The following is a 19,738-nucleotide window of genomic DNA, read 5'->3' as shown; positions in this document are numbered from 1 at the left end:
GACCGGCACCCACAACTCCGGCCCCCTCGCCCGCCGCAACCACCGCTGGAAGACCCACGCCGGCTACCAAGCCCGCCAGCGCGCGCCCGGCCACTACGTCTGGCTCACCCCGAACGGCCTCGGCTTCCTCACCGGCCCGAGCGGCACCCACCCCTGCTCGGAGATGGAGGCCCGCCTCCACCTCGCCCTCGCCGACCGCCGCGCCGCCGCGGGACCGCCGGGTGCGGGTTAGGCGCGCCGACCCCGGGGTACGAGGCGCGGCATGCCCGAGACCACGGCCGACCTCGCGGCCTACGCTCGCCTTCTTCCGCCACCCCACGAGCTGCGGCGGCGCCTGGAACGGCTCGCGCTCCTCGACCTCGTGCTGGGCGGGGGGCGACTTCCGCGTTTCCGCTTCGACGCGCGGTGGGGCACGACGACCGACGGTGCTCCGATCGCCGTGGGCACCTTCGACAGTGGCGGCGGCGACGGAAACCACGCGGTGTTCGCCGGCGGTCTCACGCTGCTGCGGGTGCTCGACCACGAGTCGGTGATGAACCGCTACGACGCGGGTGAGACGTGGCCCGGCCTGCTGGACGGGCTGCCCGACGAGCTCCGGCCCTACCTGACCGACGAGCGGCTCAACCTCGATCCGTCCGTCCCGGTCCTCACCCTCGCGCTGTGGTGCGAGAGCGGGGCGAGCGCCTGGCGGCACGGGCGGTCGGAGCGCCACGACGGCGACGACCCCGAGATCACGTCCTGGCCGTTGGACCTGGTCGAGGAATGGGATCTCGACGACGTGTACGGCGCGCTGTCCTACGACCACGGCGACGCGTCCGGAGGGCGCGCGATCGACGAGGACGCGTTCGACGCCGTGGTCGACGACCGTCCGCTGACCCACGAGCTGGTGCGGGCACTCAACCCGGGCGTCGTCCTGGCGGTCGTGGCCGAGGGAGCCGCGCGCATCGGTCGGCCGCTGGCCTGAGCGCGCGGCGGTCGCCGGGCCTGCCACCGACCCGGCAGGACTGTCGGACCCGCACGGCAAGATGGTGCCCATGAGCGATGTCGAGGTCCCCGAGCCCGCGCCGGTGACGCCTGCGTCGGAGGACGCCCGGGAGCGTCACCGCGAGCTGGCGGAGCAGGTGGAGGACGCGCGCTGGCGTTACTACGTGCTGGACCAGCCGACCCTGTCGGACGCCGACTTCGACACCCGCATGCGCGAGCTGGAAGCGCTGGAGGAGGCGCACCCCGAGCTCCGCACCCCCGACTCGCCGACCCAGCGGGTCGGCGGCGCCGTGTCGACGGAGTTCACGGCCGTCGACCACCTCGAGCGCATGATGAGCCTCGACAACGCCTTCACGCTCGACGAGCTGGCGTCGTGGCACGCGCGGTTGGGCCGCGACGGCGTCGAGAGCCCCGCGTTGCTGTGCGAGCTGAAGGTCGACGGCCTCGCCATCAACCTGCTCTACGAGGACGGCCGCCTCGTCCGCGCCCTCACCCGCGGCGACGGACGCACGGGCGAGGACGTCACGCCCAACGTCAAGACGATCGAGTCGATCCCGCACCGCCTGACCGGCACCGACGACTTCCCGGTGCCGGAGCTCGTCGAGGTGCGCGGCGAGATCTTCCTCCCCGTGGATGCCTTCGAACGCCTCAACGTCGCCATGACCGAGGCGGGCAAGCAGGTGTTCGCCAACCCCCGCAACGCCGCGGCGGGGTCGTTGCGCCAGAAGGACCCCCGCGTCACCGCCACCCGGGCTCTCGGCATGGTCTGCCACGGCATCGGTGCGCGCCGCGGCTTCGAGCCGACCGCCCAGTCGCAGGCCTACACGGCGCTCGCCGCGTGGGGCCTCCCCGTCTCCCCGCGCGTCGAGGTGGTGCCGGACCTCGCGGGCGTGCAGGCGTACGTCGAGAGGTACGGCGCGGAGCGACACTCCGTCGAGCACGAGATCGACGGCGTGGTCGTCAAGGTGGACGACGTGGCGCTGCAGCGTCGCCTCGGCTCGACCAGCCGCGCGCCGCGTTGGGCGATCGCGTTCAAGTACCCGCCGGAGGAGGTCAACGCCAAGCTCCTCGACATCCTCGTCAACACGGGGCGCACCGGTCGGGTCACCCCGTTCGGCCTCATGGAGCCGACCCGCGTGGCCGGCTCGACCGTCGAGATGGCGACCCTGCACAACGCCCACGAGGTGGCGCGCAAGGACGTGCGGCCCGGCGACACCGTCATCCTCCGCAAGGCCGGCGACGTCATCCCCGAGATCGTCGGCCCGGTCCTCGACCTGCGCCCGACCGACGCCGAGCCGTGGGTGATGCCGACGGAGTGCCCGGCCTGCGGCACGGAGCTCGTCCAGCAGAAGGAGGGCGACAAGGACCTCCGGTGCCCCAACCACGAGGAGTGCCCCGCCCAGGTGCGCGAGCGTGTCTTCCACGTCGCGGGCCGCGGCGCGTTCGACATCGAGGGGCTGGGATACGAAGCGGCGGTCGCGCTCCTCGGGGTGGACGGCTTCGCCAACGAGGGCGACGTCTTCCGCATCGACGAGGGCATGCTCCTGCGCACCGAGCTCTTCACGCGGGCGCCGAAGAAGGGGGAGGAGGGCCGTCAGCTGACCGCCAACGGCGCGAAGCTGCTCGCCAACCTCGACAAGGCGAAGGACGTGCCGCTCTGGCGCGTGCTCGTCGCCCTCTCGATCCGTCACGTGGGTCCGACGGCCGCGCGTGCGCTGGCGACCGAGTTCGGCTCGATGGAGGCGATCCGCGCCGCGAGCCTCGAGGAGCTCGCGGCAGCCGAGGGAGTTGGGCCGACCATCGCCGAGGCCGTCACCGAGTGGTTCGGCGACGCCGACGACCCTGACAACTGGCACGCCGCGATCGTGGACAAGTGGACCGCTGACGGCGTCCGCATGGCCGACGAGCGCGACGAGTCGACCCCCCGCACGCTCGAGGGCCTCACCGTGGTCGTCACCGGCTCGCTCGTCGACTTCAGCCGTGACTCCGCCAAGGAGGCGATCCTGTCCCGCGGCGGCAAGGCCGCCGGCTCGGTGTCGAAGAAGACCGACTTCGTCGTCGTGGGCGAGAACGCCGGCACCAAGGCGGAGAAGGCCGAGCAGCTGAAGGTCCCGATCCTCGACGAGGACGGCTTCAAGCGGCTCCTCGCCGAGGGCCCGGGCCCGTTCCGCCCCGAGGAGCCCGAGGAGCCCGAGGAGCCCGAGGAGCCCGAGGGGGCCGACGGCTGACCGTCAGTCGGACGGCTCCATCCCGAAGAAGAGCCAGGTGCCGTCGGTCCGCACGAACAGGGTGTCGACGTCCTCGGGCCCGTCGCCCTGGTCCCACGGCACCACGAACAGGGCGAGGTCGTCGACGGACTCGAGGTCGAACTCGTCCTCGACGGAGGTCAGGAACTCCTCGCGGTCCACGTCGCTGAGCTCCTCGTCCGGCTCCGCGGCCAGGATCGCCTCGAACCCGACGAACGCCTCGGGCTCCCCCGGCAGCTCCAGCTGGCCGGTCCCGGCCGCGTCGACGAGGCTCGCCAACAGGTCCGCGTCGTCGTCGGTGTCGCTCAGGTCCGACCACGCCCCGTCCACCGAGGCGGCGTCGAACGCGTCGAGGTCGTCGTCGAGCACGGAGGCGCGCCACGCGGCGTACGCCTCCTCGGCGGTCGCCGCCCCACCCGCGGCGCCGTCGGCGGACGCGCTCGAGGAGGCGTCCGAGGACGAGCCGCCGGATCCGCCGTCGCCCCCGTCCGAGGACGAGCCGCAGGCGGCGACGGCCGACAGGGCCAGGGTGAGCGAGCCGAGCGTCGCGAGGCGGGGGAGGGAGACGTCCATCCCGTGACCCTACGACGCCCGACCCCCGCTCATCCCACGTTCGCGACGTCCGGGAGCAGCCAATTTCGGTCCGTCGGGTCCAGGTCCACCCTCCACAGGGTGCACCCGTCCGCCCTGCACACCGAGAACCCCTCGGCCACGGCACCGAGCACCGAGCCGTCCGGCGTCCACGTCGCGTTGAAGCTGACGTCGTCGAGCGGCGCCTCCACCCCGGTCCCCACGTCGAGGACCGCCGCCGTCTCGCCCGCCTCGAGCGTGCGCGCCAGGTAGAGGGTGGTGCCGTCCGGGGACAGCGACGCGAAGCTCTCCCAGCCCCGCTCGACGCGGCGCACCACCTCGCCGGTCGCGACGTCGACGACGATCCAGTCACCCATGCCGTCGGCGCTCGCCTCCTGGGACAGTCGACGGACACCAGCGGCCTTCTCCGGCACCTGGCCCGTGGGCAGCACCTCGCCGGTGCGCCAGCGGAGCCACCGCACGGAACCGGCATAGTCGTCGACGACGAGGGCGTCGCCGACGAGGTCGGGTGCGACGGAGTACTCGCCGGTGAGACCCGGCGCCGGCACGTCGCCGCCCCCGACCTCGCGGTCGGCCTCCACGTCCCAGACGTGCACCTCCGCCGTGCCGTCGCCGGGGACGAGCCAGGTGACGTACGGCGCGTCGACCTCCGCACCGAGCTCGATGGCCTCCACACGCGCGCCCAGGTCGGCGGTGGTGCCATCGGGCCGCACCAGCACGAGGCGCCGGGCGTCGCCGTCCCCGTCGCCCGGCAGGAGCGCGACCGCACCGGCGGACGTCTGCGCCAGGTAGTACACGGTGTCGTCCAGCGTCACGGTCTCGTCGCCCCCGATCGTCACCTCGTCGCCGATCGCCCAGGCCCCGTTCGCGGCGTACGCCTCCGCTGCGGCCGTGTCGGCGACCGCGACCGGCGGCGCGGGAGCAGGGGTGCGCAGGAGGTCGCCCACGAGCACCCCTCCGGCACCGACGGCCAGCACGGCGGCGGCCGCGACGAGCGCCGTACCGGCACGCCGGCGGCGTCGCAGCGCGCGACCGCGGGCGAGCACGGCGGCGGGATCGGGGGCGGGCACGCGGACGGCGTCGGCGTCGGCGTGGAGCAGGTCGGTCAGCTGGTCAGGCACGGGAGTCCTCCGGGGTGGCGGGGGTCGGGAGGCTGGCGAGGGCCGCGGGCAGCGCGGCGCGCAGCTTGTCGAGGGCGTGGGAGGTCTGGCTCTTGACCGTCCCCTCGCTGATGCCGAGCACCTCGGCCGTCTCGCGGACGGAGAGGTCCTCGTAGAACCGCAGCACCACCACGGCCCGTTGTCGGCGGGGGAGCGTGGCGAGGGCGGCGACGAGGTCGAGCCGCTCCTCCACCGGACCGTCCACGTGGGCGCGCTCCGGCAGCTCGTCGGTGGGGCTCTCCCCGCGGAAACCGCGGCGGCGGTACCACGTCGTCGCCGTCGTGACCACGACCCGGCGTGCGTACGCCGGCGCGGCGGCCACGTCACGCACCGAGCCCCACCGGGCGTAGGTGCGGGCGAGCGCGGTCTGCACGAGGTCCTCGGCCTGGCCGTGGTCGCCCAGCAGCAGGTAGGCGGTGCGGTACAGCGACGGCCACGCGGCGACCACGAGGTCGCTGAACTCGTGGTCGGACGGTGCCCGAGATGTCCGTGCTGGCATGGGTCCCCCTTCGTCGTCGATCCTCGTGGATCGACAGGGAGGACGACGTGCCCCCGCCGTTCGGTTGCACGCCGGCGTCGTCACTAGGATGACGGCCATGCCCGACACACCTCCGTCGCTGACGCGTGAGGACGTGGCGCACCTCGCCGACCTCGCCCGCATCGACCTGTCCGACGCCGAGCTCGACCACCTGGCGCCCCAGCTCTCCGTGATCCTGGAGTCGGTGGCGTCGATCCAGGGCGTGGCCGGCGACGACGTGCCGCCGACGTCCCACCCGATCCCGATGACCAACGTCTTCCGCGAGGACGTCGTGGTCCCGGGCCTCACCGCCGAGCAGGCGCTCTCCGGCGCGCCGGCCGTGGAGGAGCAGCGCTTCAGCGTGCCGCGGATCCTGGGGGACGAGCAGTGAGCGCCGCGACCACCGACTGGACCCGCCGCACGGCGGCCGAGCTGGCCGACGCGCTGGCCGCCGGCGAGGTCACCTCGGTCGAGCTGACCCGGGCCCACCTCGACCGGATCGCCGCCGTCGACGGCGACGCCGACTCGGGCGTGCACGCCTTCCTGCACGTGGACGCCGAGGGCGCTCTCGCGCAGGCCCGGGCCTCCGACGAGCGTCGCGCGGCGGGTGCACCGCTCCACGCCCTCGACGGCGTGCCGATCGCCGTGAAGGACGTGCTGGCGACGACGGGCCTCCCCACGACGTGCGGCTCGCGCATCCTCGAGGGCTGGGTGCCGCCGTACGACGCGACGGTCGTCGCCAAGCTGAAGGCCGCCGGCCTGCCGATCCTCGGCAAGACCAACATGGACGAGTTCGCGATGGGATCCTCCACCGAGCACTCGGCCTACGGCCCGACCCGCAACCCGTGGGACCTGACCCGCATCCCGGGCGGCTCCGGGGGCGGCTCGGCGGCTGCGGTCGCGGCGTACGAGGCCCCGCTGGCCATCGGCACCGACACCGGTGGCTCGATCCGGCAGCCGGGCGCCGTCACCGGCACGGTGGGCGTGAAGCCGACGTACGGCGCGGTCTCGCGCTACGGCCTCGTGGCGCTCGCCAACTCGCTCGACCAGGTCGGCCCGGTGACCCGCACGGTGCTCGACTCGGCGCTGCTGCAGGACCTCATCGGCGGTCACGACCCGCGCGACTCCACGAGCATCCCGCAGGAGCTGCCCAGCCTCGTCGAGGCCGCCCGCCAGGGCGCCACCGGCGACCTGACCGGGCTCAAGGTCGGCGTCGTGACGGAGCTGAGCGGCGAGGGCTGGCAGCCCGGCGTGAAGGCCCGCTTCGACGAGACCGTCGCGCTGCTGGTGGACGCCGGCGCCGAGGTGGTCGAGGTCAGCTGCCCGAACATCGTGCACGCCATCGCGGCCTACTACCTGGTGCTCCCCGCGGAGTGCTCCTCGAACCTCGCGAAGTTCGACGCCATGCGCTACGGCCGGCGGGTGCTGCCCGCGGGCGTCGAGGCGCCGAGCGCCGAGGAGGTCATGCGCGCGAGCCGCGACGAGGGCTTCGGCGACGAGGTGAAGCGCCGGATCATCATCGGCACCTACGCGCTGTCGTCGGGCTACTACGACGCCTACTACGGCCAGGCGCAGAAGATCCGCACGCTCATCGCCCGCGACTTCGACGCCGCCTTCGAGCAGGTCGACGTGCTCGTCAGCCCGACGGCGCCGACGACGGCGTTCAAGCTGGGGGAGAAGCTCGACGACCCGCTGGCGATGTACGCCGGCGACCTCGCCACGATCCCCGCGAACCTGGCGGGCATCCCGGGCATCTCCGTGCCCGCCGGCCTCGCTGACGAGGACGGGCTGCCGGTCGGCTTCCAGGTGCTCGCGCCGGCGATGGCCGACGACCGGGTCTACCGGGTGGGCGCGGCGGTCGAGGCACTGCTGGCACGCACGTGGGGCGGGGCCTTGCTCGCGCAGGCCCCCGAGCTCGAGGAGGTCGCTCGATGAGCACCGAGACCCTGGTCGACTTCGACGAGGCGCTGACGCGGTACGAGCCGGCGCTGGGCCTGGAGGTCCACGTCGAGCTCAACACGGCGACCAAGATGTTCTGCGGCTGCCCCGCGACGTTCGGCGGCGAGCCGAACACGCAGGTCTGCCCGACCTGCCTGGGGCTGCCGGGCGCCATGCCCGCGGTGAACGCCAAGGCGGTCGAGGCCGCGATCCGCATCGGGCTCGCGCTCAACTGCGACATCGCCGAGTGGTGCCGCTTCGCGCGGAAGAACTACTTCTACCCGGACATGCCGAAGAACTTCCAGACGTCCCAGTACGACGAGCCCATCGCCTTCGACGGCTACATGGACGTCGACGTGGACGGCGAGACGTTCCGGGTCGACATCGAGCGCGCCCACATGGAGGAGGACACCGGCAAGTCGACCCACGTGGGCGGCGCGACGGGCCGCATCCACGGGGCCGACCACTCGCTGGTCGACTACAACCGCGCCGGCATCCCGCTCATCGAGATCGTCACGCGGCCGATCACGGGCGCGGGCGAGAAGGCCCCCGCGGTGGCGCGGGCCTACGTGCAGCAGCTGCGCGACCTCATCCTGGCGCTCGGCGTCTCGGAGGCCCGGATGGACCAGGGCAACCTGCGCGCCGACGTGAACCTCTCGCTCGCCCCCGCGGGCTCGGGCGCGCTCGGCACCCGCAGCGAGACGAAGAACGTCAACTCGTTCCGCTCCATCGAGCGCGCGGTGCGCTTCGAGGTCTCGCGCCACGCGGGCGTGCTCGACGGTGGCGGCAAGGTCGTGCAGGAGACGCGCCACTTCCACGAGGACACGGGCATCACCACGTCGGGTCGCGAGAAGTCGGACGCGGAGGACTACCGCTACTTCCCCGAGCCCGACCTGGTGCCGGTCGCGCCCAGCCGGGCGTGGGTCGAGGAGCTCCGCGCCACGTTGCCGGAGAACCCGACGACCAAGCGCGCCCGTCTCCAGGGCGAGTGGGGCTTCACCGACCTCGAGATGCGCGACACCGTCGGTGCGGGCGCGTTCGGCCTCGTCGAGGAGACCATCGCCGCGGGCGCCGCGCCCCAGGCCGCGCGCAAGTGGTGGGTCGCCGAGCTCGCGCGCCGGGCGAAGGACGCGGGCGTCGAGCTGGCCGAGGTCGGCGTCACGCCGGCCCAGGTCGCGGCCGTCCAGGCGCTCGTCGACGCGGGCACGATCAACGACAAGCTGGCGCGCCAGGTCTTCGACGGCCTCGTCGCCGGCGAAGGCACGCCGGAGGAGATCGTCGCGGCCCGCGGTCTCGCGATCGTCTCCGACGACGGGGCGCTCGGTGCCGCGGTCGACAAGGCGATCGAGGCCAACCCCGACGTGGCGCAGAAGATCCGCGACGGCAAGCACGCCGCCGCGGGCGCCCTCATCGGTGCGGTCATGAAGGAGATGCGCGGCCAGGCCGACGCCGGCCGGGTCCGCGAGCTCGTGCTGGAGCGCCTGGCCTGACGGGCACCGCCCAGGGGCCGCACGGACAGGTCTTCTCAGCGCGATCTCAGCTACAGTGACGAGCGCCCGCCGGTCGGCGGGCGCTCGTCCACGTCGCGTGCAGGGGAAGCCGGTCCGAATCCGGCGCTGACCCGCAACCGTAGGCCGGGACCCTCGGGGCCCGGCGAGCCGGAACACCTGCCGCGAGGTGCCTGACACCACGCTGTCGCGGAACGCGGCGGGGGTCCTGAGGGGATCTCCGTGCGCTGCAGCGGAGAGGAACCCATGTCCCTGCGTCACCTGATCGGCCCCCGTGCCGGTGCGCTCGCCATCGCCGCGGTCGCGGCCACGGCCACCACGGCGGCCCTGCTGCCCCCGCTCACGGCGTCCGCCGCCACCCCCGCGGTCGCCGCCGTCACCGAGGACGGCTACGACACCGCGCCCGCCGCGGCGGCCGCGGCGTGGCTGACCGCCCAGCTCGCCGAGGGCGACGGCGTCCTGCAGACCAGCTTCGGTCCCAACACGAGCGCCACGGTCGACGCCGGCCGCAGCTTCTACTACACGGGTGACGACGAGGCCCTCGCCGCGGTCGTCGACGCCGTCGAGCCGCTCGCCGAGTCCTACACGGGCGACAACGGCTTCGGCACGCTCGTCAGCGCGGGCGGCACGGCCAAGCTCCTCACGCTGGTGCAGTACGCCGGGGGTGACGCCACGTCGTACGGCGGTGTGGACCTGGTGCAGCGCCTCGAGGGCCAGGTCACCGTCGACGGCCCGGCCGAGGGCCGGATCTTCGACGACTTCGACCCGGAGAACGAGTTCGCGGCCGACTACGCCAACGGCTTCGGCCAGGCGTTCGCGGTCGAGGCGCTCACCAGCGCCGGCAGCGACCTCGGGCCCCTCGCCACGGACTTCCTGCTGCAACAGCAGTGCGCCGACGGCGGCTTCCGGCTCTACTTCTCCGACCCGGCCGCAGCCGACCAGTCCTGCGACGCCGCGGGTGGCGAGGGCAGCACCGACGTGACCGCGCTCGCGATCCTCGCGCTGCTCGACCAGGTGGCCGACGACGAGACCGCCCAGGACGCGATCCTCGGCGCCGTCGACTTCCTCGCGGCCACGCAGGGCGACGAGGGCGCGTGGGGCGACGGCGGCGAGATCGGCGCCAACGCCAACAGCACGGGCCTCGCGGCCCTCGCCCTCGGCGTGCTCGGCGAGCTCGACGGCAACCCCTTGGACATCGGCTTCGAGCCGGAGGCCGCGGCCGCCTGGCTGCGCCAGCACCAGGTGAACGAGATCGCGTCGTGCCGCTCGCAGCTCAACGCCGACCAGGGTGCGCTCGCCTACGACGACGCCGCGCTCGCGGCCGGCCGCACCGACGGCATCACGGAGGACACGACCTACCAGTGGCAGCTCGCCAACGCGCAGGCGCTCCCGGCGCTGCAGTGGGCGCTCGCCGCCGAGAAGCGCCCCGGCATGCGCGCCGACTCGGGTCGCCAGCGTTCCGGCGGCACCATGTCGGTGCTCGTCGCCGGCCTCGCCCCGGGCGAGACCGGCTGCCTCGTCGGCGGCCAGCAGCCCGTCTTCGTGACGGCCGACCTCGACGGCCAGACCACGGCGACGGTGCGTGTGCCCGTGGGCACGGCGCTGCGCAACCTCTACCTGGGCACCACCGGCCGCTCGTCGGTCAAGATCTCGTACTGGTCCCTCGCCGCCAAGCGCTTCGGCCTGACGTCGACCCCGACCGTGCGCCGGAACGGCCAGGTCGCCGTCAAGGTCAGCGGCCTCGCGCCCGGTGAGCCGTTCACGCTCAGCTACCACGGCCGCGTCCGCGGCACCGGCAAGGCGGACGCCAACGGTCGCGCCTCCTTCGCCTTCCGTGGCGGCAGCACGCTCGGTCGGTGGGAGTTCGCGATCGTCGGTCAGTACTCCGACCGTTTCGTGAAGTCCACCTTCACCGTCATCAAGTGAGGTTCGCCCGCTTCGTCGCCGCCACCGCCCTCGCGGTGGCGGCGACGCCCGTGCTCGGCGGCGTCACCGCCGCCCCCGCCGCGGCGGCCGGGTGCACCGGCGCCGGTGGGGTGACGGTCGTCGTCGATCGAGGTTCGCTCGGCGGCGGAGTCACGGAATCGTGCGTCAGCTCGGGAGGCAAGGCTCGGACTCTGTTCAACTCCGCGGGTTACTCCCAGCGCGATGACCCTCGACAGCCCGGCTTCGTCTGCTACGTCGATGAGCTGCCCGGCAAGGACTGCGGAAAGAACACCAGCGAGGGCCGCTACTGGGGTCTCTGGTGGTCTGACGGCACGTCATCAGGCTGGAAGTACGCGACGCTCGGCGTTGACAGCCTCCAGGTTCCCGACGGTGGATACGTCGCGTGGGCCTGGCAGGACGGTTCGACGTCGGCACGGGATGCTGTTCCGCCGAGGAGCTCGGCCCCGGCCCGAGCTGGCTCGGGCAGCGGCGCGGGCTCCAGCCCGTCGGCGCCGTCGGACCCGGGCAGCGGCGCGGGTGGCTCCGGCTCCCCGAGCGGCGGCTCGTCCCGCGGCACCGCGCCGTCGACCACGCCCGGGGGCAGCGGTGCGCCGGGCAGCGGCGTACCGAGGTCCGCGACGCCCGGCGCCACCGACGCTACCGACGCTCCGACGGACGCGCCGACGACGGGCGCGACGGCGGACCCCACGGCGGACCCGACGGCCGGCGCCACCGACGCGCCGACCAGCGGTGAGCCGAGCGCGGGGGAGACGGCTGCCTACGACGAGGACGCGGTCGTGCCCTCCGAGGGCAGCAGCGACGCCGCCGACGAGGCCGCAGGCGGCAGCGTGCCGTGGTGGGCGCTCGGGATCGTGGCCGTCGTGCTCGCCGCCGGTGGTGGCGGCGTCGCCCTCGCCCGTCGGAGGAGGTCGGAAGCGGGTCCGCTGCTGTGAGCGGGCGGGCGACGGTCGCCCGCCTGCCCCGTGAGCTGCACCCGCTCGCGTGGTGGGGCTGGGCGGTGGGGCTGGCGGGGGCGGCGTCCACGACGTCGAACCCCTACCTCCAGCTGCTGCTCGTCGCCGTCGCCTGCATCGTGGTGCTGGCCCGTCGCACGGACCACCCGTGGGCGCGGGTCTTCCACCTCTACCTCGCGGTGGGTGCGCTCATCGTCGTGCTCCGGGTGCTGTTCCGCCTGCTCGTCGGTGGCGCCTACGGCACGCGCGTCCTCGTCGACCTGCCCGAGATCCCGCTGCCCGACGCCGTGCTCGGCATCCAGCTGCTGGGGCCGGTGACGCAGGAGGCGCTGCTCGGGGGGCTCTACGACGGGCTCCGCCTCGCGACCATCGTCATCTGCGTCGGCGCGGCCAACGCCCTGGCCAACCCGAAGCGGCTGATGGCCTCGATGCCGGCGGCGCTGTACGAGGTCGGCACCGCCCTCGTCGTCGCGGTCAACGTGATGCCCCAGCTCGCGCAGTCGGTACGCCGCGTGCGCGCCGCCCAGCGCCTCCGCCCCTCGCCCGGGGGCCGGGCACGTCGGTGGACGAGCATCCGGCGGGTGCTCGTGCCCGTGCTCGAGGACGCGCTCGACCGGTCCCTCGCCCTCGCGGCGGGGATGGACACGCGCGGCTACGGCCGGTCGGGCGAGGCGACCCGGGCGCAGCGGCTGCGCACGGGAGCCCTCATGCTGGGAGGCATGGTCGGGATCGGCGTGGGCGTCTACGGGGTGCTCGACCTCACCGCCCCCCGGTGGCTGGCGCTGCCGATGCTGGCGCTCGGCGTCGCGCTCGCCGTTGCCGGCATGGTCGCGTCGGGCCGGCGGGTGGGGCGCACCCGCTACCGCCCGGCCCCGTGGCGCTGGCCCGAGGTCGTCGTCGTGGGGACGGGCATCGCCGTGCTGGCGGCCTTCCTCGTGCTGCGGGGCTCGGAGCCGCTCGTGCTCGAGCCCGACCTGCTCGCGGCCCCGGTCGTCAGCGTGGCGGCGCTGGCGGCGGCGCTGCTGGGGCTGGTGGCGCTGCTGGCGCCGCCCCCGCCCGGAACCGACGGGGGTGCACGGTGATCGAGCTGCGCGGGATCACCTTCACCTACGACGACGCCGCGACGCCGGTGCTCGACCGGGTGGACCTGGAGGTCGAGGAGGGCGAGCTCGTGCTCGTCGCGGGGCGCACCGGGGTGGGCAAGTCGACGCTCCTGGGCGTCGTACCGGGGCTCGTGCCGCGCTTCACCGGCGGCACCCTCGGCGGGGACGTCCTCGTCGACGGCACGAGCATCGTGGACCTGCCGCCGCGCGAGCGGGCACACCTCGTCGGCTACGTGGGGCAGGACCCCGTCGCCGGATTCGTCACCGACACGGTCGAGGAGGAGCTGGCCTACGGCATGGAGCAGCTCGGCCTCGCCCCGACGACGATGCGCCGGCGCGTCGAGGAGACCCTCGACCTGCTCGGCATCGCCGATCTCCGCGCGCGGGACCTGCGGGCGCTGTCCGGCGGGCAGCAGCAGCGGGTCGCGATCGGTGCGGTGCTCGCCGCCCACCCGCGGCTGCTGGTGCTCGACGAGCCGACGTCGGCGCTGGACCCGACGGCGGCCGAGGAGGTGCTGGCGAGCCTCACCCGGCTCGTCCACGACGTCGGCCTGTCGGTGCTCCTCGCCGAGCACCGGCTGGAACGCGTCGTACCGTTCGCCGACCGCACCTGCCTGCTCACCGGCGACGGCCGCGTGCGGGTCGGCGACACCGCCGACGTGCTGCGCGAGGCCCCCGTCGTGCCCCCGATCGTCGACCTCGGCCGTCGACTGGGCTGGGAGCCGCTGCCGCTGACGGTGCGCGACGCGCGGCGCCGGGTGCGCGGGCTCGGGCTGCCCGCGGCGCCCGACGCTCCCGTCCGTACGGCGACGGCTGCGGGCCTCACGGGCCGCGGCGTGACCGTCGCGCACGGGCGCCGCGCGGTCGTGCGGGAGGTCGACGTCGACCTGCCGAGCGGGATCGTGACGGCCCTGATGGGCCGCAACGGCGCCGGCAAGTCGAGCCTGATCTGGGCGCTGCAGGGCTCCCGGAAGCGCTACGCAGGGCGGGTCACCGTCGACGGCGTGGACCCTGCGGCGCTGTCGGCGGACGAGCGGGTACGGCGCGTGGGGCTGGTCCCGCAGACCGCGGCCGACCTGCTCTACCTCGAGACGGTGCGCGAGGAGTGCGCGGCGGCCGACGCCGGCGCCCGCGCGGAGGCGGGCTCGTGCGCCGCCCTGCTGGCGACGATGGTGCCGGGGATCGACCCCGAGCAGCACCCCCGCGACCTGTCGGAGGGCCAGCGGCTCGCGCTGGTGCTCGCGATCGTGCTCGTCGCCGAGCCCCCGGTGCTGCTGCTCGACGAGCCGACCCGGGGGCTCGACTACCCGGCGAAGGAGGCCCTCGCGGTGACCCTCCGTCGTCTCGCCGACACCGGGCACGCGGTGCTCGTCGCCTCCCACGACGTGGAGTTCGTCGCGCGGGTGGCCGACCGGGTCGTCGTCATGGCGGAGGGCGAGGTCGTCTCAGCCGGTCCCGTGCGCGACGTGCTCGCGGAGTCGCCGTCCTTCGCGCCGCAGGTCGCCAAGATCACCGGCGCGGGCTGGCTGACGGTCGACGAGGTCGTCGCGGCGGCGGGGTCGGCGGGGGAGTCCTCGTGAGCGCGGTCGGCACGCCGGTGCCCATCGGCCGACGCTCGGCGCTCGTGCTCGGCGCCGCCTCCGTCGCGGGCCTCATGATGCTGGTCTGGCCGCTGCTGGTGCAGGCGGAGGACGGTGCGCGGGTGCAGCCGCCCTTCCTCTTCCTCGTGCTGCTGCCCGTGGTGCTCGCCGTCGTCGTCGCCGAGCTCAGCGAGGGCGGGCTCGACGCGCGGGCCCTCGCGGTGCTGGGCGTGCTGACCGCCGTCAACGCGGTGCTGCGCGGCATGGGTGCCGGGGTCGCGGGCCTCGAGCTCGTCTTCTTCCTGCTCATCCTGGCCGGCCGGGTGTTCGGGCCCGGGTTCGGCTTCGTGCTGGGGGCGCTGTCGCTCTTCGCCGGGGCACTGCTGACGGCCGGCGTCGGGCCGTGGCTGCCCTACCAGATGCTCGTCGCGGCCTGGGTGGGCCTCGGCGCGGGGCTCCTGCCGCGTCGGGTGCTGGGACGTCCCGTGACCGGGCGCTGGGAGATCGCGCTCCTCGCGACCTACGGCGTCGTCGCGGCCTACGTCTACGGCCTCCTGCTCAACCTGCAGGGCTGGCCCTACCTGCTCGGCATCGGCATCCCCGGCGTCGACGGCGAGGGCCTCATGTTCGTGCCGGGCGACCCATTGCACGAGAACCTCGGCCGCTTCCTCGTCTACACGCTCGTCACCTCGACGACGAGCTGGGACACCGGCCGCGCGATCACCACCGCGCTCGCCGTCGTGCTGCTCGGCCCGTCGGTGCTGGTCGTCCTGCGCCGCGCCGCGCGACGGGCGCGCGTCGTGCGGGCTTGAGGACCGCTGCCCCCGATCTCGACGCCCGCGGCGCGAGGCCAGACGGCACCGCCGCGCGAAATGTGCAGCTGGGACAGCCCCGACGCGGCCCAGCCTGCACCAACCGCACAGTCCTGACCCACCCGCCCTGGACCGCGCCCCATCCGACGCCCGCGGCGCGCTCGTGTCCTGAGGGAGGAGCGGCCGCGTCGGGGGAGCGCAGCGGGGGAGGCGTGGTCGGGATCGACTGAAGGGCGGGAGCCTGAAGCGCCGCGGGCACGCCGAGCGGAGCGAGGCCAGGGGGCACCGCGGCGCGCTCGTGTCCTGAGGGAGGAGCGGCTGCGTCGGGGGAGCGCAGCGGGGGAGGCGTGGTCGGGATCGACTGAAGGGCGGGAGCCTGAAGCGCCGCGGGCACGGCCGAGCGGAGCGAGGCCCGACAAGCTAGCCCAGCGTCAGCCGCACGATCCGGTCGTCGCCGTCGCGCGGGGTGACGCGTCCGTCGGTGTTGTTGGTGAGCAGCCACAGGCTCCCGTCGGGAGCGGGCGTCACCTGGCGCATACGCCCGTACTCGCCCTCGAAGTACGCCGTCGGCTCACCCGCGACGGTCCCTGCGTCCGCGTCGAGGTCGATCCGCCAGAGCCGCTGTCCGCGGAGGGCGGCCATCCAGAGGGAGCCCTCGGCGTACGCCAGCCCGGAGGGCGAGGCCTCGTCGGTGGTCCAGGTGGTGACCGGGTCGATGAAGCCCTGGTCCTCGCCGCCGGTGCCCTCGACCTCGGGCCAGCCGTAGTTGCCGCCGGCAGTGATGAGGTTGAGCTCGTCGAAGGCCTGGTCGCCGAACTCGCTGGCCCAGAGCCGGCCGGCGTCGTCGAAGGCGAGGCCCTGCACGTTGCGGTGGCCGAGGGAGTAGACGGGGGAGGCGGGGTCGGGGTTGCCGGGGGCCGGGTCGCCGTCGGGGGTGATCCGCAGGATCTTGCCGGCGAGCGAGTCGGGGTCCTGGGCGAGGTCGGGCTGGCCGGCATCACCGGTGGCGACGTAGAGGTAGCCGTCCGGCCCGAACTCCGGGCGCCCGCCGTCGTGGCGGTTCGAGCTCGGGATGCCGGTCAGCACGGCCTCCTGCTCGCCGAGGGTGCCGTCCTCGGTGAGGGTGCGACGTACGACGCGGTTGTCGTCGGCGGTGGTCAGGTAGAAGTAGAGCTGGCGGTCCTCGGCGAACTCGGGCGAGACCGCGACGCCGAGCAGGCCGGCCTCGTCGGCGCCTTCCGCCTCGGGGAACTCACCGGCCTCGATGACGGTGCCGTCGTCGTACACGAGCTTCACGAGCCCCGTGTCCCGCTCGGGCACCACGGCGGCGCCATCGGGCATGAAGGCCACGTCCCACGGGGCGTCGAGCCCCGTCGTGACCTCCCCGTCGGCCGCGGGCACGCGGGGCGTCGTCGGCGCGGGCGCGGAGGACGAGGACGGCGCGGGCGCCGAGGACGAGGAGGACGGCGCCGAGGGGGACGGTGCCGCCTCGCCGTCCTCGTCGGGCTCGTCGGACCCGCAGGCGGCCAGCGCGAGCAGGGCGGAGGCGGTCACGACGGCGGCGGTGCGGCGCATGGCCCCACCGTACGCACGCGCCGTCCATCGAACCCGCTGGTCGCTCCGGTCAGTCGGTCCCGCCCGCCGGGGCCTCCCGCTCCGCCACGCGGGCGAGCAGCTCGCGCAGCAGGCGGTGCACCTCGGCCGGCTGCTCCATCGCGATGAAGTGGGAGCCGCGGAGCTCGACGTACGTCGCGTCCGCCATCCGCTCCGCCGCGGAGCGCATCGCGTGCGAGCCGGCGAGGATGTCGGCGGAGCCGGCGACGAACATCGCGGGCACGTCGATCGTGCTGAGGGAGACCCGCTGGTGGCGGGCGGCGTGGAGCGCGAGGTGGAAGTACCAGTCGAACGGCGTCGTCAGGAACTCGCGCACGGCCGCGGCCGCGTTCTCGCGGTCCTCGATGGGGAACATGAAGCCGGTGCGACCGAGCACGGAGATGGTGCGCGGCGTGACGGGCAGCGCCTGCGCGACGGTGCTGATCGCAGGCCCGAGCAGCCGGGCGACCCGGGTCGTGCCGACGGCGAGGCTGCGGCGCACCGGCGCCGGCAGGCGGGTCGGCTCGAGCATCGTGGAGAACGTCGCACCGGGCACCCCGGCCAGCGCGAACAGGCCCGCGACGCGGTCGGGGTGCAGGGTGGCCAGCTCGAACTGGGTGTTGACGCCCATCGACCACCCGATGGTCGGCGCCCGGTCGAGACCGGCGTCGTCCATGACGGCGACGGCGTCCTCGACGAGCGAGTCGATGCCGATGTGGCAGCGGTCGACCGGCCGCTCCGAGCCGCCGACGCCGCGGTGCTGCCACGACACGACGCGGACGTCGCACGCCGGGTCGAGCAGGAAGGGCCACGTGTAGGGGTTCGTCCCGAGCCCGTTGCACAGCAGCACCGTGGGGCCGGGCAGCGCGCGGTCGGGGTCGTTGGTCCAGGCCCGCAGCCGCGTCCCGTCGGCGCTCGTGACGTCGTGGTAAGTCAGGCGGACGGGGCTGTCGGACGGGCTCTCGTCGGCGCCGACGGCCCGGAGGGAGGGAGGCACAGCACCCGATTGTGCACGAACCGGCGACTGTTCACCTCCCGGTCGCCGCGACGGACGGCGCCCGTCGCCCACGGGGCGTGGGCTCGCGACCCGTGCACTCATCTCGGAGAACCATCCTGGGTGCCGGCGCCGTCGTGGTGCCCGCGCTCGCCCTGCCCGCCCTCCCCGCGTCCGCCGCGGGACGGCCCGACGCGCGGCCGACGGCCGCCACCCGCACCCCGGTCGCCGACCCGTTCACCCTCGGCGTCGCCTCGGGCGACCCCGCGCCCGACGGGTTCGTCGCCTGGACCCGCCTGGCCACCGAGCCGCTCGCCGCAGACGGCTCGGGGGGCATGGCGTCGCGCCGGTTCCCGGTCCGCTGGGAGGTGGCGCAGGACGCCGGCTTCCGCCACGTCGTACGGCGCGGGACCGTCAGCGTCGGACCGGAGTCCGGGCACGCCGTCCACGTGGAGCTGGGCGGGCTGCGGGCGGGGCGGGAGCACTGGTACCGGTTCGCCCTCGGCGCGCACCGCTCCCCGGTGGGCCGTGCGGTGACGGCGCCCGCGCCGTGGGCGCTGCCGAGCGAGCTGCGGATGGCGTTCGCCTCGTGCTCCAACTACCCCGTCGGCTTCTTCACGGCCTACCGCCACCTGGCCGAGGAGCAGCCGGACCTGGTGCTGCACCTGGGGGACTACCAGTACGAGGGAGCCGCCAACCCGGCCCACCTGCGTCCCCACGCGGGCCCCGAGACGACGACGCTGGCCGGCTACCGGCAGCGGCTCGCGCAGTACAAGACCGACCCCGACCTGCAGGCCGCCCACGCCGCGGCGCCGTGGCTCGTCGTGTGGGACGACCACGAGGTGGACAACAACTACGCGGCCGGGGTGTCGGAGAAGCCCGCCGAGCAGGGCGGGTTCCTCGAGCGCCGCGCCGCGGCGTACCGCGCCTACTACGAGAACATGCCGCTGCGCCGCACCTCCGTGCCCCGCGGCCCCGGGCTCCAGCTGTTCCGGCGGGTGACCTGGGGTCGGCTGGCGAGCTTCCACATGCTCGACACCCGCCAGTACCGCTCCGACCAGGCCCAGGGCGACGGCTGGAAGGAGCGGGGCGGGGGCTACGACGACCCGGCCCGCACCCTCACCGGTCGGGCGCAGGAGTCCTGGCTGCTCGACGGCTTCGCCCGGTCGCACGCGCGCTGGGACGTGCTCGGCCAGCAGGTCTTCTTCGGTGGCCGGCGCAACGCGGAGGGTGCCCGCGAGACCGTGTCGATGGACTCGTGGGACGGCTACCCGGCGTCGCGCGACCGCATCCAGCGCGGGTGGGTGGACGCCGGGGTGCGGAACCCCGTGGTGCTCACCGGCGACGTCCACACCCACTGGGCGGGGGACCTCCACCTCGACTACGCCGCGCAGGACGCGCCGATCGGCTCCGAGCTGGTCACGACGTCGATCACCTCGGGCGGCAACGGGTACGACGAGCCGTCGGGCAGGCACCCGTGGTTCGACGACAACCCGAACCTGAAGTTCTGGAACAGCCTCCGCGGCTACGTCGCGACGACCATCACGCCGGACGCCCTCACCGCGGACTTCCGGTGCGTGCCGGCGGTGACGACGCCCGGCGCCGACGTCTTCACCCGGCGGTCCTACGTCATCGAGGACCGGGTGCGCGGCCTGCAGCAGGTGGCGGACACCCCGCTGGCGAGCGCCGTCCCGGGGGTCGCCGCACGGCGGGCGCGGCCCAGCGACGCGCAGGTCGTGGAGGACACGATCCGGGAGGAGACGGGCTCCTAGCGCGGTCGGGTCCGGTCGGGGCCGGTCGGGAGTCAGTCGG

At 74.5% G+C, this 19,738-nt stretch carries 16 protein-coding genes, 1 pseudogene and 1 riboswitch; of the genes and pseudogenes, 12 read left to right on the top strand and 5 right to left on the bottom strand.

The annotated features are described in order from the left end of the window. From G3T38_RS18080 to ligA, 3 genes and pseudogenes are all read left to right on the top strand, one after another. Positions 1–232, top strand: a pseudogene (locus G3T38_RS18080) (hypothetical protein); the annotation flags it as partial. Positions 233–262: 30 nt separating this feature from the next. After that, entirely contained in the window at positions 263–964 is a 702-nt protein-coding gene (locus G3T38_RS18075) for a hypothetical protein (RefSeq protein WP_163773865.1), read from the top strand. A gap of 70 nt (positions 965–1,034) precedes the next feature. Further along, a complete protein-coding gene (ligA, locus tag G3T38_RS18070; RefSeq protein WP_163773863.1) occupies positions 1,035–3,212 on the top strand; it encodes an NAD-dependent DNA ligase LigA in 2,178 nt (725 codons plus the stop codon). A 3-nt stretch (positions 3,213–3,215) separates the two neighbouring features. On the opposite strand, the gene G3T38_RS18065 is transcribed toward ligA, so the two are convergent. From G3T38_RS18065 to G3T38_RS18055, 3 genes are read right to left on the bottom strand one after another with little or no spacing between them, the layout of a single operon-like run. Continuing rightward, entirely contained in the window at positions 3,216–3,803 is a 588-nt protein-coding gene (locus tag G3T38_RS18065; RefSeq protein WP_163773862.1) for a hypothetical protein, read from the bottom strand. Between the two features lie 29 nt (positions 3,804–3,832). Beyond that, a complete protein-coding gene (locus tag G3T38_RS18060) occupies positions 3,833–4,942 on the bottom strand; it encodes a TolB family protein (RefSeq protein ID WP_163773859.1) in 1,110 nt (369 codons plus the stop codon). Beyond that, positions 4,935–5,480, bottom strand: coding sequence for a SigE family RNA polymerase sigma factor (locus G3T38_RS18055; RefSeq protein WP_163773857.1), 546 nt, complete (start codon positions 5,478–5,480; stop codon positions 4,935–4,937). The genes G3T38_RS18060 and G3T38_RS18055 overlap by 8 nt, the downstream gene beginning before the upstream one ends. Before the next feature lie 97 nt (positions 5,481–5,577). Here G3T38_RS18055 and gatC point away from each other — a divergent pair, with 97 nt between their 5' ends. The 8 genes from gatC to G3T38_RS18015 all read left to right on the top strand — a co-directional run bounded on the left by gatC (position 5,578) and on the right by G3T38_RS18015 (position 15,339). After that, positions 5,578–5,889 carry an Asp-tRNA(Asn)/Glu-tRNA(Gln) amidotransferase subunit GatC gene (gene gatC / locus G3T38_RS18050; protein ID WP_163773856.1) on the top strand — a complete coding sequence of 104 codons (312 nt, stop codon included), beginning with the start codon at positions 5,578–5,580 and terminating at the stop codon, positions 5,887–5,889. Continuing rightward, entirely contained in the window at positions 5,886–7,433 is a 1,548-nt protein-coding gene (gatA, locus tag G3T38_RS18045; RefSeq protein ID WP_163773854.1) for an Asp-tRNA(Asn)/Glu-tRNA(Gln) amidotransferase subunit GatA, read from the top strand. Before gatC ends, gatA begins: the two co-directional genes overlap by 4 nt. Then, positions 7,430–8,926 carry an Asp-tRNA(Asn)/Glu-tRNA(Gln) amidotransferase subunit GatB gene (gene gatB / locus G3T38_RS18040; RefSeq protein WP_163773852.1) on the top strand — a complete coding sequence of 499 codons (1,497 nt, stop codon included), beginning with the start codon at positions 7,430–7,432 and terminating at the stop codon, positions 8,924–8,926. The genes gatA and gatB overlap by 4 nt, the downstream gene beginning before the upstream one ends. A gap of 102 nt (positions 8,927–9,028) precedes the next feature. Then, a riboswitch (cobalamin riboswitch) is annotated at positions 9,029–9,105 on the top strand. 85 nt (positions 9,106–9,190) lie between these two features. Then, a complete protein-coding gene (locus tag G3T38_RS18035) occupies positions 9,191–10,870 on the top strand; it encodes a prenyltransferase/squalene oxidase repeat-containing protein (RefSeq protein WP_163773850.1) in 1,680 nt (559 codons plus the stop codon). Further along, positions 10,867–11,823, top strand: coding sequence for a hypothetical protein (locus G3T38_RS18030; protein ID WP_163773848.1), 957 nt, complete (start codon positions 10,867–10,869; stop codon positions 11,821–11,823). The genes G3T38_RS18035 and G3T38_RS18030 overlap by 4 nt, the downstream gene beginning before the upstream one ends. Further along, positions 11,820–12,926 (top strand): CbiQ family ECF transporter T component, encoded by a 1,107-nt coding sequence (locus G3T38_RS18025; RefSeq protein WP_163773847.1) that lies wholly within the window; start codon positions 11,820–11,822, stop codon positions 12,924–12,926. Before G3T38_RS18030 ends, G3T38_RS18025 begins: the two co-directional genes overlap by 4 nt. Beyond that, entirely contained in the window at positions 12,923–14,527 is a 1,605-nt protein-coding gene (locus G3T38_RS18020; RefSeq protein WP_163773846.1) for an ATP-binding cassette domain-containing protein, read from the top strand. The genes G3T38_RS18025 and G3T38_RS18020 overlap by 4 nt, the downstream gene beginning before the upstream one ends. Beyond that, positions 14,524–15,339: an ECF transporter S component family protein gene (locus G3T38_RS18015; protein WP_338037753.1), complete on the top strand. Its 816-nt coding sequence runs from the start codon at positions 14,524–14,526 to the stop codon at positions 15,337–15,339. The genes G3T38_RS18020 and G3T38_RS18015 overlap by 4 nt, the downstream gene beginning before the upstream one ends. Positions 15,340–15,759: 420 nt before the next feature. Here G3T38_RS18015 and G3T38_RS18010 read toward each other — a convergent pair whose 3' ends face one another. After that, entirely contained in the window at positions 15,760–16,914 is a 1,155-nt protein-coding gene (locus tag G3T38_RS18010; RefSeq protein ID WP_163773845.1) for a PQQ-dependent sugar dehydrogenase, read from the bottom strand. A gap of 49 nt (positions 16,915–16,963) precedes the next feature. Continuing rightward, complete coding sequence (locus tag G3T38_RS18005) at positions 16,964–17,929, bottom strand: alpha/beta fold hydrolase (protein WP_338037752.1); 966 nt, start codon at positions 17,927–17,929, stop codon at positions 16,964–16,966. Between the two features lie 92 nt (positions 17,930–18,021). Here G3T38_RS18005 and G3T38_RS18000 point away from each other — a divergent pair, with 92 nt between their 5' ends. Continuing rightward, complete coding sequence (locus tag G3T38_RS18000) at positions 18,022–19,698, top strand: alkaline phosphatase D family protein (protein ID WP_163773843.1); 1,677 nt, start codon at positions 18,022–18,024, stop codon at positions 19,696–19,698. Positions 19,699–19,738 lie beyond the last annotated feature (40 nt).

The organism is Nocardioides zeae, from assembly GCF_010686755.1.
In the GTDB taxonomy this organism is placed as follows: domain Bacteria; phylum Actinomycetota; class Actinomycetes; order Propionibacteriales; family Nocardioidaceae; genus Nocardioides; species Nocardioides zeae.
This window is presented reverse-complemented; position numbering and strand designations above follow the sequence as displayed.